This window comes from Bacteroides sp. HF-162, from assembly GCF_015679285.1.
Taxonomy (GTDB): domain Bacteria; phylum Bacteroidota; class Bacteroidia; order Bacteroidales; family Bacteroidaceae; genus Bacteroides; species Bacteroides uniformis.
Genome location: NZ_CP064937.1, coordinates 2,497,044 through 2,510,833 on the forward strand (window position 1 = coordinate 2,497,044; position 13,790 = coordinate 2,510,833).

The 13,790-nt window shown below is 49.0% G+C and carries 15 protein-coding genes; 1 reads left to right on the forward strand and 14 read right to left on the reverse strand.

Features of this window, described 5'->3' with window-relative positions; genetic code table 11:
* Positions 1-4: 4 nt before the first annotated feature.
* The 4 genes from ITJ87_RS10065 to ITJ87_RS10080 all read right to left on the reverse strand — a co-directional run bounded on the left by ITJ87_RS10065 (position 5) and on the right by ITJ87_RS10080 (position 2,117).
* Positions 5-463 (reverse strand): hypothetical protein, encoded by a 459-nt coding sequence (locus ITJ87_RS10065; RefSeq protein WP_117965459.1) that lies wholly within the window; start codon positions 461-463, stop codon positions 5-7.
* On the reverse strand, positions 460-984 hold the full coding sequence (locus tag ITJ87_RS10070; protein ID WP_117965457.1) for an RNA polymerase sigma factor: 525 nt from the start codon (positions 982-984) through the stop codon (positions 460-462). Before ITJ87_RS10070 ends, ITJ87_RS10065 begins: the two co-directional genes overlap by 4 nt.
* A gap of 124 nt (positions 985-1,108) precedes the next feature.
* Positions 1,109-1,666 (reverse strand): NADH peroxidase, encoded by a 558-nt coding sequence (locus tag ITJ87_RS10075; RefSeq protein ID WP_117887551.1) that lies wholly within the window; start codon positions 1,664-1,666, stop codon positions 1,109-1,111.
* 13 nt (positions 1,667-1,679) lie between these two features.
* Complete coding sequence (locus tag ITJ87_RS10080) at positions 1,680-2,117, reverse strand: Fur family transcriptional regulator (RefSeq protein ID WP_117965455.1); 438 nt, start codon at positions 2,115-2,117, stop codon at positions 1,680-1,682.
* A 296-nt stretch (positions 2,118-2,413) separates the two neighbouring features.
* Between ITJ87_RS10080 and ITJ87_RS10085 the strand changes: the two genes are divergently transcribed.
* Positions 2,414-4,339 carry an NAD(+) synthase gene (locus ITJ87_RS10085; RefSeq protein WP_117965453.1) on the forward strand — a complete coding sequence of 642 codons (1,926 nt, stop codon included), beginning with the start codon at positions 2,414-2,416 and terminating at the stop codon, positions 4,337-4,339.
* A 273-nt stretch (positions 4,340-4,612) separates the two neighbouring features.
* Here the strand turns inward: ITJ87_RS10085 and ITJ87_RS10090 are convergent, their stop codons facing one another.
* The 10 genes from ITJ87_RS10090 to ITJ87_RS10135 all read right to left on the reverse strand — a co-directional run bounded on the left by ITJ87_RS10090 (position 4,613) and on the right by ITJ87_RS10135 (position 13,769).
* The gene (locus tag ITJ87_RS10090; protein WP_117965451.1) at positions 4,613-5,443 is read right to left on the reverse strand and encodes a transporter substrate-binding domain-containing protein; all 831 of its coding nucleotides are present in this window, start codon (positions 5,441-5,443) and stop codon (positions 4,613-4,615) included.
* Between the two features lie 11 nt (positions 5,444-5,454).
* A complete protein-coding gene (locus ITJ87_RS10095; RefSeq protein WP_117878056.1) occupies positions 5,455-7,665 on the reverse strand; it encodes a putative porin in 2,211 nt (736 codons plus the stop codon).
* A 254-nt stretch (positions 7,666-7,919) separates the two neighbouring features.
* Positions 7,920-8,465, reverse strand: a complete 546-nt coding sequence (locus tag ITJ87_RS10100) for a 2-oxoacid:acceptor oxidoreductase family protein (protein ID WP_005826606.1) — start codon at positions 8,463-8,465, stop codon at positions 7,920-7,922.
* A 22-nt stretch (positions 8,466-8,487) separates the two neighbouring features.
* Positions 8,488-9,249 (reverse strand): thiamine pyrophosphate-dependent enzyme, encoded by a 762-nt coding sequence (locus ITJ87_RS10105; RefSeq protein WP_117600927.1) that lies wholly within the window; start codon positions 9,247-9,249, stop codon positions 8,488-8,490.
* Between the two features lie 12 nt (positions 9,250-9,261).
* A complete protein-coding gene (locus ITJ87_RS10110) occupies positions 9,262-9,435 on the reverse strand; it encodes a hypothetical protein (RefSeq protein ID WP_005826603.1) in 174 nt (57 codons plus the stop codon).
* A complete protein-coding gene (locus tag ITJ87_RS10115; protein WP_117600926.1) occupies positions 9,432-10,517 on the reverse strand; it encodes a 3-methyl-2-oxobutanoate dehydrogenase subunit VorB in 1,086 nt (361 codons plus the stop codon). The genes ITJ87_RS10110 and ITJ87_RS10115 overlap by 4 nt, the downstream gene beginning before the upstream one ends.
* Before the next feature lie 19 nt (positions 10,518-10,536).
* Positions 10,537-10,764: a ferredoxin family protein gene (locus ITJ87_RS10120; RefSeq protein ID WP_117965450.1), complete on the reverse strand. Its 228-nt coding sequence runs from the start codon at positions 10,762-10,764 to the stop codon at positions 10,537-10,539.
* Between the two features lie 16 nt (positions 10,765-10,780).
* A complete protein-coding gene (locus ITJ87_RS10125) occupies positions 10,781-11,056 on the reverse strand; it encodes a tetratricopeptide repeat protein (RefSeq protein WP_005826598.1) in 276 nt (91 codons plus the stop codon).
* 175 nt (positions 11,057-11,231) lie between these two features.
* Positions 11,232-11,669: a ribose 5-phosphate isomerase B gene (gene rpiB / locus ITJ87_RS10130; RefSeq protein WP_117600925.1), complete on the reverse strand. Its 438-nt coding sequence runs from the start codon at positions 11,667-11,669 to the stop codon at positions 11,232-11,234.
* Between the two features lie 90 nt (positions 11,670-11,759).
* Complete coding sequence (locus tag ITJ87_RS10135) at positions 11,760-13,769, reverse strand: transketolase (RefSeq protein ID WP_117965448.1); 2,010 nt, start codon at positions 13,767-13,769, stop codon at positions 11,760-11,762.
* Positions 13,770-13,790 lie beyond the last annotated feature (21 nt).

Consider the following 13,790-nt stretch of genomic DNA (forward strand, 5'->3'; position numbering starts at 1 on the left):
AATATTAGTGTTGAAACAGTAAGTTGCTTAAATCTTCATCCGTGAAGCTGGCATTCTGCAGGGCTTCCAGTGCTTTGGCTTCCACCAGTTTCTCGTCTGTATACCGCTGGCCGTCGATGACGACATAATTTTCGGGAACACCGGAAAGCGGAAATATAATTTTGGCTACCCCGAGAAGCAGGAGCAATCCGGCGGCAATGCCGCTGACAGCATAGAATGTGCGATAGAGACGGGAAGGCTTCCGCTGTGCGGGTACTTCCTTTGCCGATTCTGTTGTTACGGATTTTTCCTCTGTCGGTTCCGCCATTGAAGTTGCTTCCCGGTTCAGATAAGCGAATAGGGGGCGGTACATTTGCAGGTGCTCCGGCACTTCCTCTTCTGTAAAGAAACGGCGCAGTTCACGTTCTTCTTCGCAGGAAGTTTCCCCTTCGAAATATTTATCCAGCAGTTCATCTATCTTCATGGTTCCTTTCTCCTTTCTTTTCTTTTTTGTATGGTTCGCAGGTAAACGTCTCTCACTTTCTTCCGGGCTCTTGACAGATTGCTGCGGATGGCTTCCGGTCCGCATCCCGTGATTTCGGCGATTTCGTCCGTTTCGTATCCTTCGATGTCCTTCATCTGCATGATGGTGCGTTGAAGATTGGGCAGCGAGTGGATGATTTCGTGCATCAAGCGGATTTCATCTTTGATTTCCAACAGCCGTTCCGGTGTTCCGGTGGGGGATGCCGCCTGCACAATGTCGAGAGATAGGTTGTCGTTGCATTTGCAGCGCCACATATCTATACAGATGTTGTGCGTCAACGTCATGGCAAATGCTTCGATGTTCCGGTATTGCTCCAATTCAAGCCTTTTGTTCCATAGCCTGAGCAGCACCTCCTGGACAGCATCTTCTGCATCCTCCGGTTCGTCGGTCAACTTCCGTGCGTAGTTCAGTAGCTTGGCACGGAGGGGAAGAACGGTTATTTTGAATTCTTTGAGTTCCATTTACACAGATAAGACGAATGGGAATTACAAACGTGACATTGAAAAGTGAAAAAAGTTAGAATAAAAAAAGGGACTTACTAAAATTAGCAGTCCCTTTTCATCACATTACTATAAAAGTATCGGATTATTTCTTGAAATAGCGGTTGTACAGACCTTCGAAACCTTTACCGTGACGGGCTTCGTCCTTAGCCATTTCGTGAACGGTATCATGGATAGCGTCGAGGTTCAAAGCCTTAGCGCGAGTGGCGATACGCTTCTTGTCTTCGCAAGCACCAGATTCAGCGTTCATTCTCTTTTCGAGGTTAGTCTTGGTGTCCCATACGCAGTCACCCAGCAATTCAGCGAATTTAGCAGCGTGTTCTGCTTCTTCCCATGCGTAGCGCTTGAAAGCGTCAGCAACTTCGGGATAACCTTCACGGTCTGCCTGGCGGCTCATTGCCAAATACATACCAACTTCTGTACATTCGCCCATGAAGTGGTTGTTCAGGTCCTTAATCATTTCGTCATCGCAACCTTTGGCTACACCGATTACGTGTTCGTCGGCAAATACCAAGGGGCCGTCAGCTGTTGCTTCTTCAACTTCTACGAACTTGCTTGCAGGAGCTTTACACAATGGGCACTTTTCGGGAGCTGCATCTCCTTCGTATACGTAACCGCATACAGTACATCTAAACTTTTTCATTTTCTCTCAGATTTTAATTAGTTGAATTAGTTATTCTTAAATGTTCTTTTTCCATGCAATGTTTACAGATTCCTTTGTAATAGTAGTGAATTTCCTGTACATCATGTCCGTCCATATCCATGTCGACTACCTTCTTGATGCTATTATTGCACATCAAGTCATAAATCTTTCCACAACGTTTACACAAAAAGTGACCGTGCGGACTGGTATCGGCGTCATAACACGTATTGCGCTCGTCAATGGTCAGAGTCAGTGCGGCACCTTGCTCGCTTAGTAGTTTCAAGGTATTGTATACCGTTGTCTTCGACAGTGTCGGTATGGAGGGAGACAATGCCGTATATATTTCATCCACCGTGGGATGCGTACGATGCTCCATCAGGTAGTTCATAATGGCTATGCGCTGCACTGAAGGCTTAATGTTATGATTCTGCAATCGTTTTACTACATCCATGCCAACTTGATATTCAAACTTGTAATTATTACATTTTTAATTCTTTTGCAAAGGTAAGAAGTTCCTATAATTCTCCAAAAGATTTCCGGAAAATTTTTAGTTGCGGTCATTAAAATTGTTTATATGTGTTCCTCTTCTTGTAGGTAGGTTGCCGTATTTTTGTCATAAAAGCGAAGATAGGATGCACCCGGCTTTAGTCAGTTTCTCGTGCCGATATAGAGAAAACGTTTTTCTCTTATCTCTCTTAATCAGAATTTTGCCGTATCTTTGCATCGAATAAATAATATAACATCCTTATGAATTACGGATATGTAAAAGTAGCGGCGGCTGTGCCCCGTGTCAAGGTGGCTGACTGTAAGTTCAATGCCTCAGAGATTGAAAAAGAGACTATTATAGCCGACGGGAAAGGTGTGCAAATCATAGCTTTTCCGGAGTTATGCATTACCGGATATACCTGTGGCGACCTCTTTGTCCAGCAACTTCTGCTCGAAGAGGCGGAAATGGGGCTGATACAGATTCTGAACAATACGCGCCAGATGGATATTATTTCGATATTGGGCATGCCCGTTGCACTGAACGGTGTGTTGCTGAATGCGGCGGTTGTCATTCAGAAGGGGAAAGTGCTGGGCATTGTTCCGAAGACTTATCTTCCCAATTATAAGGAATTTTATGAGAAACGCTGGTTTACTTCCGCTTGTGATGTGGCGGAAAACAGTGTGCGCCTTTGCGGGCAGATTGTTCCGATGGGGAGAAACCTGCTGTTCGAAACAGCGGATACCACTTTCGGAGTGGAGATATGCGAGGATTTGTGGGCGCCCATACCGCCTAGCTCGACGCTGGCACTGCAAGGTGCGGAAATCTTGTTCAATCTTTCGGCTGACAATGAAGGCATTGGCAAGCACAATTATTTGCGCTCGCTCATCAGCCAGCAGTCAGCACGTTGCATTGCCGGTTATGTGTTCAGCTCATGCGGTTTCGGAGAATCCACTACGGATGTGGTGTTTGCCGGTAACGGGTTGATTTATGAGAACGGGACTCTGCTGGCGGCAAACGAACGTTTTTCTTTCGACGGGCAGGTGGTTGTCAGCGAAATTGACGTGGAACACTTGCGCATGGAGCGCCGGGTGAATACGACTTTTGCCGCCTGCCATGCAAATTGTGCTTCGGAGCTTCCGGTACGAATCTCTACGGAGTATGTCAACAGCAAGGATTTGAATCTGACGCGTACTTTTGAACCGCATCCGTTTGTCCCACAGGGGGCGGCGCTGGACGAGCGTTGTGAAGAGATATTTTCCATTCAGGTGTCCGGACTGGCGCAGCGGCTGGTGCATACCAAGGCGAAGAGTGCCGTTATCGGCATCTCGGGCGGACTGGACTCTACGCTGGCGTTGCTGGTTTGCGTAAAGACTTTCGATAAGTTGGGATGGTCCCGCCAGGGCATCATCGGCATCACTATGCCGGGCTTCGGGACGACCGACCGCACTCATACGAATGCCATTGACTTGATGAATTCCCTCGGTGTGACCGTCCGCGAAGTCAGTATCAAGGAGGCCTGCGTACAGCATTTCAAGGATATAGACCATGACATCCATGTGCACGACGTGGTTTACGAGAACGCGCAGGCACGGGAGCGTACCCAAATCCTGATGGATATTGCCAACCAGACCTGGGGAATGGTTGTCGGTACGGGCGACCTTTCGGAACTTGCTTTAGGATGGGCCACTTACAACGGCGATCACATGTCGATGTACGGTGTGAATGCCAGCGTCCCCAAGACTCTGGTGAAGCACTTGGTGAAATGGGTGGCGGAGCATGATATGGACGATGCTTCACGTGCTACCTTACTCGACATTGTGGATACTCCCATCAGCCCGGAACTGATTCCGGCAGATGAGAACGGTAATATCCAGCAGATTACCGAGGACTTGGTGGGTCCGTATGAGCTTCACGACTTCTTCCTTTATTACTTCCTGCGTTGCGGTTTCCGTCCTTCCAAGATATTTTTCCTGGCAGCACGCACATTCAAGGGGATGTATGATGAAGAAACCATCAAAAAATGGTTGCAGACTTTCTGCCGTCGTTTCTTCAACCAGCAGTTCAAGCGCTCCTGCTTGCCGGATGGTCCGAAGGTGGGCAGTATCTCTCTGAGCCCGCGCGGCGATTGGAGAATGCCGAGCGATGCTTCGTCGGAGATGTGGCTAAGGGAGGTGGAAGGACTCTAATTCTTTACTTCGGGTATGCCGTAATATCGATATGGGTATTTGATGACTGCATCTTGTTTGCATTCTTGCTGCATGTGTTTTGCAGTGCGACTGCAAACGTGTTGCAGTATCACTGCATAACTGTTGCAGTCGTACTGCATATCGGTGTGCAGCGCCACTGCAACGGCTTTGCAGTATCACTGCAAAATGTATGCAGAATTTTGCAGTAATAAGCTGTTGATTAATAAGTAGTTGTAAAAGTAGGGATATGCTGCGTGTATGGAAAAGTGCAGCTTAGTTTCGTTTCCCGTAGTATCGTTTGTAGATTTTCTTGTATTCCTTTCCCTTTTTGAAACTATCCAGCCATGTGTTGAGGCTGTCCAGCAGGATAGGGGACTGTTTGCTTACCCCCCAGGAATAGAATTGCGTGAAGCTGATGGCGGTATTGATGTCTATTTGAGGAATACTGTCGGCTGCGGTACGGGCAATGCTTTCGTCGCATACGGCATAGTCGATGTCTCCGTGGGCTACCAAGGCAATCAGTTGTTCGGGACCGTACTTTTCTATCTCCTCAACGTAGATGGTGTCGCCTATTTCATTTCCCAGGTTGCGGATGCGTAGTATGGAAGGGGAGCCTTTCACTACGTGCAGTGTCTTGCCCGCCAGGTCCAGTTGGCTTTTGATGAACAGTGATGAGTCGGGAATATTCTCGAGCTTGCGCTGCACCAGCACTTGCTTGTTCAATACGATGGGGGTGGTAAGCAGTAAGGAGTCTTTCAGCTCGCTGGTGGCAAGGATGCCGTAGGCAATCACGTCATGTTTCCCATCGGCCAGGCCTTCCAGCCGCTTGTTGAAGCTCATTTCCGGTGATATGGCAGCCTGCAGTCCGTGGTCGCGTGCAAAAGCTTCTATCAGCTCGTAGTGGAAACCGGACAAGGTGTCATCATCCACATAGAAGCTGATGGAGTTGTATTCCGTCGAAGCATGTATGATGCCTTCGGCAGCTATTTCGGCATAGTCGCGCGGATGACCTTTCGGCTTTTCTTCTTTCTTGATGAGATAGTGGGCTATGAGAGCCGCTGTAATCCCCAGAAATGCGTATTTGAGCAGTCTGCTTTTCGTCATACGCCCATCTGTTAGTCATAGAAGTTCCATGAGACACCAATCTTGAACAGGCGCGGATTGATGGGGTAGTGCGGCACCAGGAAGGAATTGGCACTTCCCATACCTGCGTTGACATGATACATCATGGCAAAGATACGCGTCCGCTTCAAGTGCAGGTTGGCATATACGTTTACGATGGGGTAACCGCCTATTTCCACCAAGTCGTCCGTAGGTTGCAGATGGAATTGCTGGACGCCGGGTGCATAGGCGGGTGCGTTGTACTTGGTGAAGTAACGGACATCGGCACCCAACTGAACGGTCAGCACCTTCTTGGCGAGTTTGGCCAGTATGTAGAAGTTATGGTAGAGCGAGAGTTGGGGCAATGGAAGTACTGTTTCATTGCTCGTCTTCTGCCAGGTCACTTCGTTGTCCAGGTGGAAGATACCGAGGCGGAAGTCTTGTTTCAGCGTAGCAGACAGCACTTGTATGTTGCCTCCGTTCTGTTCGGGCAGGGCGCTTTGGTTGAAGTAGGTGTAGTTCTTGATATTCTCTACACCGGCACGGAGATTGGTTCCCCAACGAGAAATGTTCAGTTCGCCTTCCACACGCGTGCGGAATTCTTTGTCCATGTTGTCATTGTCCCAGTTGTAGTGGTTGGAGTGATAATGGCGCATATAGAAGGAAGGAAGCGTGTTGCTCACATAACCGCGGGCGTAGAAGTTCACCGTATCTTTCCATAGACGGAAGTTCAGGTCCAGATTGGCGTTGACACGGAACTGCCCGATGGCTTTGTCTACCAAGCCCACTTCACCGTTTACGTTGTAGTGTAGCAGTTTGCCTTCGCGCTTGGCGAGTTCGCCACCCAGAAAGATTTCCTGCTCGGTGTAGCGGATGCGGCGCATGTCGGTAAGCGTGTCCGTGTTCATCAGGTCGTACCGGCTAAACTTGTGGGAGATATAAGCCGTAAGTCCGGCTTTGGCATATTTGTTGAAGCCCTCCAGCAAGGCTATTCCGAACACGTTCTTTACACTGAATGCAGTGGTAGAGTCGTTACTGTAATTCTTGTAAAGTTTGTAGTCTTCCGGGAAGAATCCTTCGGGCTCGCTTCCCGAACGGAATTGGTGCCGCGACCGTTCTACTTTCAGGGTATGGATAAAGCTGGTGACGGGGACGAACTCTTCTTCGAAAAGTGAGTCGTTGTCTGCGGTAGAAACAGACGGCAAGCTGTCATTGACGGCTGCAAGTGTGCCGACCGATTTTGATGCTATGCTGTCGTTTGGCAATGCTATGTCGTTGTTCGAAGCGGATATTTTGGCTTCGGAGGACGGGGAGGAAGAAGCTTGGGGTGCGGATTCCGTCGGTTTGCCTTCCTGTGTGCTCCGTACTTTCCGCGTAAAACCAAGACGATAGCGCTGTGTCAGATAGATATAAAAATCCTTGTTGCGGTTGGAACTCCGTTCCAATTTGACCGGTATAGTGGTGGATTCATACTCTTTCTTTCCTCCAGACATGTTTTCGGGACGGGTGATATATTGGTCGTCTGCAATACCGCCGTTTTCGTTCATTTTCAGGAAGAAATTGTTGTAGACTGCTTGTACCTGATATTTTTCACCGATATAGCTACCGAACAGACCTGCATTGAAGTGCGAGGTGGACTGGTTCTGGTAATAACCGCGCCCGTACAGATAGTCGATGTTAAAGCCAAATGCCAGCTGTTTGTTGACGTTGACGGAGAAGTAGGACTTGAAGCGTTCTTCACCGTTCACTTTGTTGCCGGCCTTGTAGTAGGTAAGATTGGTGTAAGGCACGTTGCTGTTAGTGAAAAGCACCTGGTCGGGACGTATGAAAAAACTCGAAAAGGGAGCCATGAAGATGGTGGGTTCGCTTTCCTCTCGTTCGAAGAACAGACGTGAGAGGCGTGGAGAACCTAAATTCCCCAAGTAATTGTAGTGGCCGAACATTCCTTCCACCAGATTGGTGCTCTGGAAGTTGAGGCTGGCTGTATCGGCAGGTATGATGGTACGGTTGCCTAGTGTCTCACTTAGTTTCCACATGTAAAGCTTTGGCGGAAGACTTTGAATCTCAGTATTGGTACTGTCTTCCAGATTGTCCGGCTGGGTATTCGGGTCAATCTGGTTACCGAACCGGTCGCGATTGTTCATTGGGTTTAAGGTGTTTTGCGCCATAGCCCCCCATATCCCTATAACGGACAGAAATATATATGTCAGTACAATTCGTCTCATAATTAGGCGCAAAGATACAATAAAAAATTATTTGCTTACTGAATTCAGCCTTTTTTGCTTCTTTTAAAATGTCTTGTTTTCTGTTTTGCCCTATACTGCTTCCGGTTCTCTGCCCTTGAATCCATGCTTTGGGGGCTTGAAATGAAATAAGCCCTTGCAATAAATCAATATCACAAGGGCTTATCCGCTTTCCTTTATCTCTTATTCTGGCGTAAAGTTTCTCCTCTTATGGGGGAGTGGCTTTACACAGCCTTTCATTTCATTTCCTGAATAAGTTCCATTCCTTTTTTGATAGCTTCTTCGTTCATCGGTATCAAGTGATGGTGGCGTTCGGGCAGTGTCTTCTTCAATCCTCTGAGTACACTGTCCAGTGTAACCATCGGCTTGATTTTCAATAATCCACCCAATACAATCATGTTGAACGCCTTGGCATTGTTCATTTCATTGGCGGCATCCATGGCGTTGATGCGGTAAACGTGGATGTCCTTGCGCGTCGGCGGGTTGATGATGCCGTAACCGTCGTAGATGAGTACGCCTCCGGGTTTTACCTTGCTTTCGAATTTCTCCAGTGACGGCTGGTTCAGGATGATGGCAGCATCGTACTTGCTCAAGATGGGTGAGGATATTTTCTCGTCACTCACGATGACTGTTACGTTGGCTGTACCACCACGTTGTTCCGGTCCGTAAGCCGGCATCCAAGTCACCTCTTTGCCTTCCATCAATCCGGAATATGCCAAAATCTTTCCCATGGACAATACACCTTGTCCACCGAAGCCTGCTATAATGATTTCTTCTTTCATTGTTCTTCTGTCTTTAGCATGATTATTTATCTTTCAGGTCGCCCAGCGGATAGAAGGGGAACATGTTCTCTACCATCCATTCATTGGATTTCGCAGGAGACATCTTCCAGCCGGAGTTACAGGTGGAGACGATTTCCACAAGGTTGGAACCTTTGCCTGCCATAGAGTTCTCGAATGCTTTGCGGATGGCCTTTTTCGCTTTGCGGATGGCAGGAACAGACTGTACGCTTTGGCGTGTCACATAAGCGGTGCCTTCCAGTTGTGCAGCAATATCGGCCATCTTCAGCGGATAGCCGTGCAGATGCACGTCGCGTCCGTAGGGGCAGGTAGCAGTCTTCATGCCTACAAGGGTAGTGGGAGCCATTTGTCCCCCGGTCATACCATAGATGGCATTGTTGATGAAGATGATGGTGATGTTTTCACCGCGGTTCAAGGCGTGGATGGTTTCGGCAGTACCGATACAAGCCAAGTCGCCGTCTCCTTGGTAAGTGAACACCAGGCGGTCCGGCCAAAGGCGCTTGATGGCAGTGGCAAGTGCGGGCGCACGTCCGTGGGCGGCTTCCTGCCAGTCGATGTCTATATAATTATAGATGAACACGGCACATCCCACGGGGGAGATACCTATTGCTTTGTCTTCCAGTCCCATTTCTTCGATAACCTCGGCTACGAGTTTATGAACTACGCCGTGGCTGCATCCCGGGCAGTAGTGCATGGGATTGTCGTTCATCAGAGTCGGTTTCTTGGCAACCAGATTCTCGGGCTTTATAATATCTTCTTTTGTCATAATCACTTCTCCTTATCTGTTGGTGAACCGTATGAAAAACTCCATCAGCTTGACGAATATCGCCGCGCCGCAGACGTAGATGAACAGCTTGAAGTCATCTTTTGCAGCAAAATATATAATGATAGCTGCTAGGGCGAGTACCATGAAGAGAATGTTCAGTACGTTTCTTATTTTATCAGGATTCATTTCTTAATCAGTTTTTCTTTCAATGCATCTACTATCTCATCCGGATCGGGAACAATGCCGCCGAGACGTCCGAAATGTTCCACTTTCACTTTACCGTTCACGGCAAGGCGGACATCTTCTACCATCTGTCCGGCATTCAATTCTGTAACGAGCATGCCTTTCACCTTGTCGGCGTACGCGGCAATGGCTTTGGTCGGGAACGGCCACAACGTGATGGGGCGGAGCATACCTACCTTGATTCCTTCTTCGCGCGCCAGCTCCATTGCTTTCTGTCCGATGCGTGCCATGGAGCCGAAGGCTACAATCAGGTAGTCGGCATCATCGCAATGAATTTCCTCGAAGCGAACCTCATTCTCTTCTATCTGCTTGTATTTGGCCTGGAAACGGATGTTGTTCTTTTCCATTTCTTCCGGTTTCAGTTCCAATGAGGTGATGATGTTGGGCTTGCGGCCGTTGGTTCTGCCGGTAGTGGCCCATGGGCATTGTTCGATGACTTCCGCATCGGTGCGGCGTGGCTTTTGTGCCGGGAGCACCACTTTTTCCATCATCTGGCCGATGACACCGTCGGCAAGGATGATTGCCGGGTTGCGGTATTTGAAGGCAAGTTCGAATGCCAGTCCTACGAAATCTGCCATTTCCTGTACGGAAGCCGGAGCAAGGGCAATCAGACGATAGTCACCGTGGCCGCCTCCTTTTACTGTCTGGAAATAGTCGGCCTGGCTCGGTTGGATGGTTCCCAGACCGGGACCGCCGCGCATAACGTTTACAATCAAGCAAGGCAGCTCGGCACCTGCCAGATAAGAGATACCTTCCTGCTTCAGGCTGACACCGGGGCTGGAGGAGGAGGTCATGACCATTTTACCACTTCCGGCACCGCCGTACACCATATTGATAGCTGCCACTTCACTTTCTGCCTGAAGAACCACCATGCCGGTCGTTTCCCAAGGTTTCAGTTCGGCAAGAGTTTCCAATACCTCTGATTGCGGAGTAATGGGATATCCGAAGTATCCGTCTGCACCGCAACGGATGGCTGCGTGGGCGATGGCTTCGTTTCCTTTCATTAATACAACTTCTTCTGCCATATTCTACTGATTTACAGATTTATTCTACTTTTATTTTATATACTGAGATACATCCGTCCGGACATACTGTGGCGCACGAGGCGCAGCCGTTACAAGTATCTTTCAATATCTGGTGGGCATAGTTATACCCTTTCACATTCACCTCCTTGGTGAGGGCTATTACGTTGAGCGGACATGCTACCACACACAAGTTGCAGCCTTTGCAACGTTCGGTGTCTACTACGATTGCTCCTTTGATTTTTGCCATAATTTACGTTCTTTATTTATTGATTGTACATATCCTTGTTGTAGAAGTTCAGGATGTCCATAGCCATTTGATAGGCATGCTGTGCCGGGCTTTCGGGGTTCAGGTCGATGGCATACTGATAGTTGTTCAGCGCTTGTTGCCAGTTGCCTTGTTTCCGATAGGCATTTCCCCGCAGGTAGTAAGCTTCGTCTTTGCCGGGAAAGTCTGTTTGCAGTATTTCGTCAAGCTGCTGAATGGCTTGTTCTACATTTCCCTGGTTGATAAGCTCTTTTATGGTATTCAGTCGTTCCATATCTAAAAAATATCCGGGTTATCGAACCACAAAGATAGTTTTTATTTGAAGATAATGAGCATCTTCATTGTGAAAAATAAGAAAAAGGGGCAAATAAAAAGCCCGAAGTTTCTCACGATTCTATCAGAATGTCAGAACTTCGGGCAGATATCATAAAGAATATGGTTCTACTGCTTTACAAGTGTACCGGTATCTTGTCCACTCTTCGTTGGTGGCGTCCGCCTTCGAATGGTGTACTGAAGAATTCCTTCATAATCATGTCGGCTTCTTCGGTACTGATGAATCGCCCTGGCATGACGAGTACATTGGCATCGTTGTGCTGGCGTGCCAAATGGGCTATTTCTGCCGTCCAGCAGAGAGCGGCGCGGATACCCTGATGCTTGTTCAGCGTCATACTGATACCTTCACCGCTTCCGCAGATGGCAATTCCCGGATAGCACTCTCCGGCTTCAACGGCCAGTGCCAACGGATGTGCAAAGTCGGGATAGTCGCAACTCTCGGTTGAGTAGGTCCCGAAGTCCTTGTAAGCCCAGCCTTTGGCTTCCAACCAGCCGCGGACATATTCCTTCAATTCGAAGCCTGCATGGTCGGAACAGATTCCTATTGTTTTCATGATGGTCAGTTAATATACCGATGTGCCAATGTGCTGATGCCTGCAGTTGTGGGGCGCGGGCAATCAGCACATCAGCACATCGGATAATGATTATAACATTGCTTTTACTTGCTTGTAAACGTTCTCTGCGGTGAAACCGAGCTTTTCGTCCAGCACTTTATAAGGTGCCGAGAATCCGAATGATTCCAATCCCCATACTTTACCGCGGGGACCTACCAGCCCTTGCAGTGTGACGGGCAGACCGGCTGTCAGGCCGAATACCTTGGCACCACACGGGATAATGCCTTCCTGATATCCCGGAGCTTGGCTACGGAACAGGCCTTCGGAAGGGACGGACACGATACGCACCTTGATGGCATCCTTGCGCAGCAATTCAGCGCCGGCTACCAATGTGGCAACTTCCGAGCCTGAAGCAACGAGGATTACATTCGGATTTTCATCGGAGCCGGCTACGATATAAGCGCCTTTGGCAGCTTGTTCGTAATCGTTGCCTTCGGGCAGGTTGGCGATGTTCTGGCGGGAGAAAATCAAACCGGTTGGGGTTTTGGTATTTTCCATTGCCAGCTTCCATGCTACAGTTGTTTCTTCTGCATCTGCCGGGCGGAGCACCAACATGGAATTGTGTCCCTTGTGGTTTTTCAGCTTTTCCATCAGGCGGATTTGAGCTTCCTGTTCTACCGGTTCGTGGGTAGGGCCGTCTTCACCTACACGGAAAGCATCGTGCGTCCAGATGAACTTCACGGGAACTTCCATCAGGGCTGCCATACGTATGGCAGGTTTCATGTAGTCTGAGAATACGAAGAATGTTCCGCAAGCGGGGATTACACCGCCGTGCAGTGCCATACCGATACAGCAGCAAGCCATAGTCAGCTCGGCAACACCGGCCTGGAAGAATGCACCGCTGAAGTCACCTTTCTTGAAGGCATGTGTTTTCTTGAGGAATCCGTCTGTCTTGTCGGAATTGGAAAGGTCGGCAGAAGCAACAATCATATTTTCTACTTGAGTGGCGAGAGCACCGAGTACAGTGGCGGATGCTGCGCGGGTGGCAACGCCTGCTTTCTGTTCGATGGCGGCCCAATTCACTTCGGGAGTCTTGCCGGAGAAGAACATTTCCAGTTTGGCAGCCTTTTCCGGATTGGCTTTTGCCCATGCGGCTTTGGCTGCATATTTTTCAGTCATGATTTTCTTCAGCTCAGCTGCACGCTTGGCATATAGTTCGGCCACTTCGGGGAAGATGACAAACGGATTTGTCGGGTCACCACCTAAATTCTTGATGGTGTTTACATAAGCGTCGCCGCCCAGAGGAGCACCGTGTGTGGCACAATCGGCCTCGTAGCTGCTGCCGTCTGCCTTGCGGGCACCTTTACCCATTACGGTATGGCCGATAATCAGCGTCGGACGCTCTTTCTCAGCTTTGGCTTCGTTCAGTGCACCGCGGATGGCATCGGGATCGTTACCATTGATTTTAATGACTTTCCAGCCCCAAGCTTCGTATTTCTTGCCGGTATCTTCGATGGTCACATCCTTTGTTTCGGTAGAAAGCTGAATGTCGTTAGCATCATAGAACATGATGAGATTATCCAACCCTAATGCTCCGGCGATACGGCCTGAGCCTTGGGAGATTTCTTCCTGGATGCCACCGTCCGAGATGTAGGCGTAGATGGTCTGTGGCATCACTTCCTCGAAACGTGCCTTCATGAACTTGGCTGCAATGGCTGCACCGACAGCAAAGGTGTGTCCCTGGCCGAGCGGACCGGAAGTGTTTTCGATGCCGCGCATGATGTCACGTTCGGGATGTCCCGGAGTGGGGCTTCCCCATTGGCGGAACTCTTTCAGTTCGTCCAGCGTGAACTTGCCGGTCAGGGCCAATGTAGAGTAAAGCATCGGTGACATGTGTCCCGGGTCAAGGAAGAAACGGTCACGACCTTCCCAAGCCGGATTTTCAGGGTCATATACCAGGAACTCTGAGAAGAGTACATTTACAAAGTCAGCACCACCCATGGCACCGCCCGGATGCCCGGAGTTGGCTTTCTCAACCATGGATGCAGCAAGGATACGGATATTGTCCGCCGCACGGTTCATAAGTTTGTTGTCGTTCATATTGAATCTAATTAATTTTGA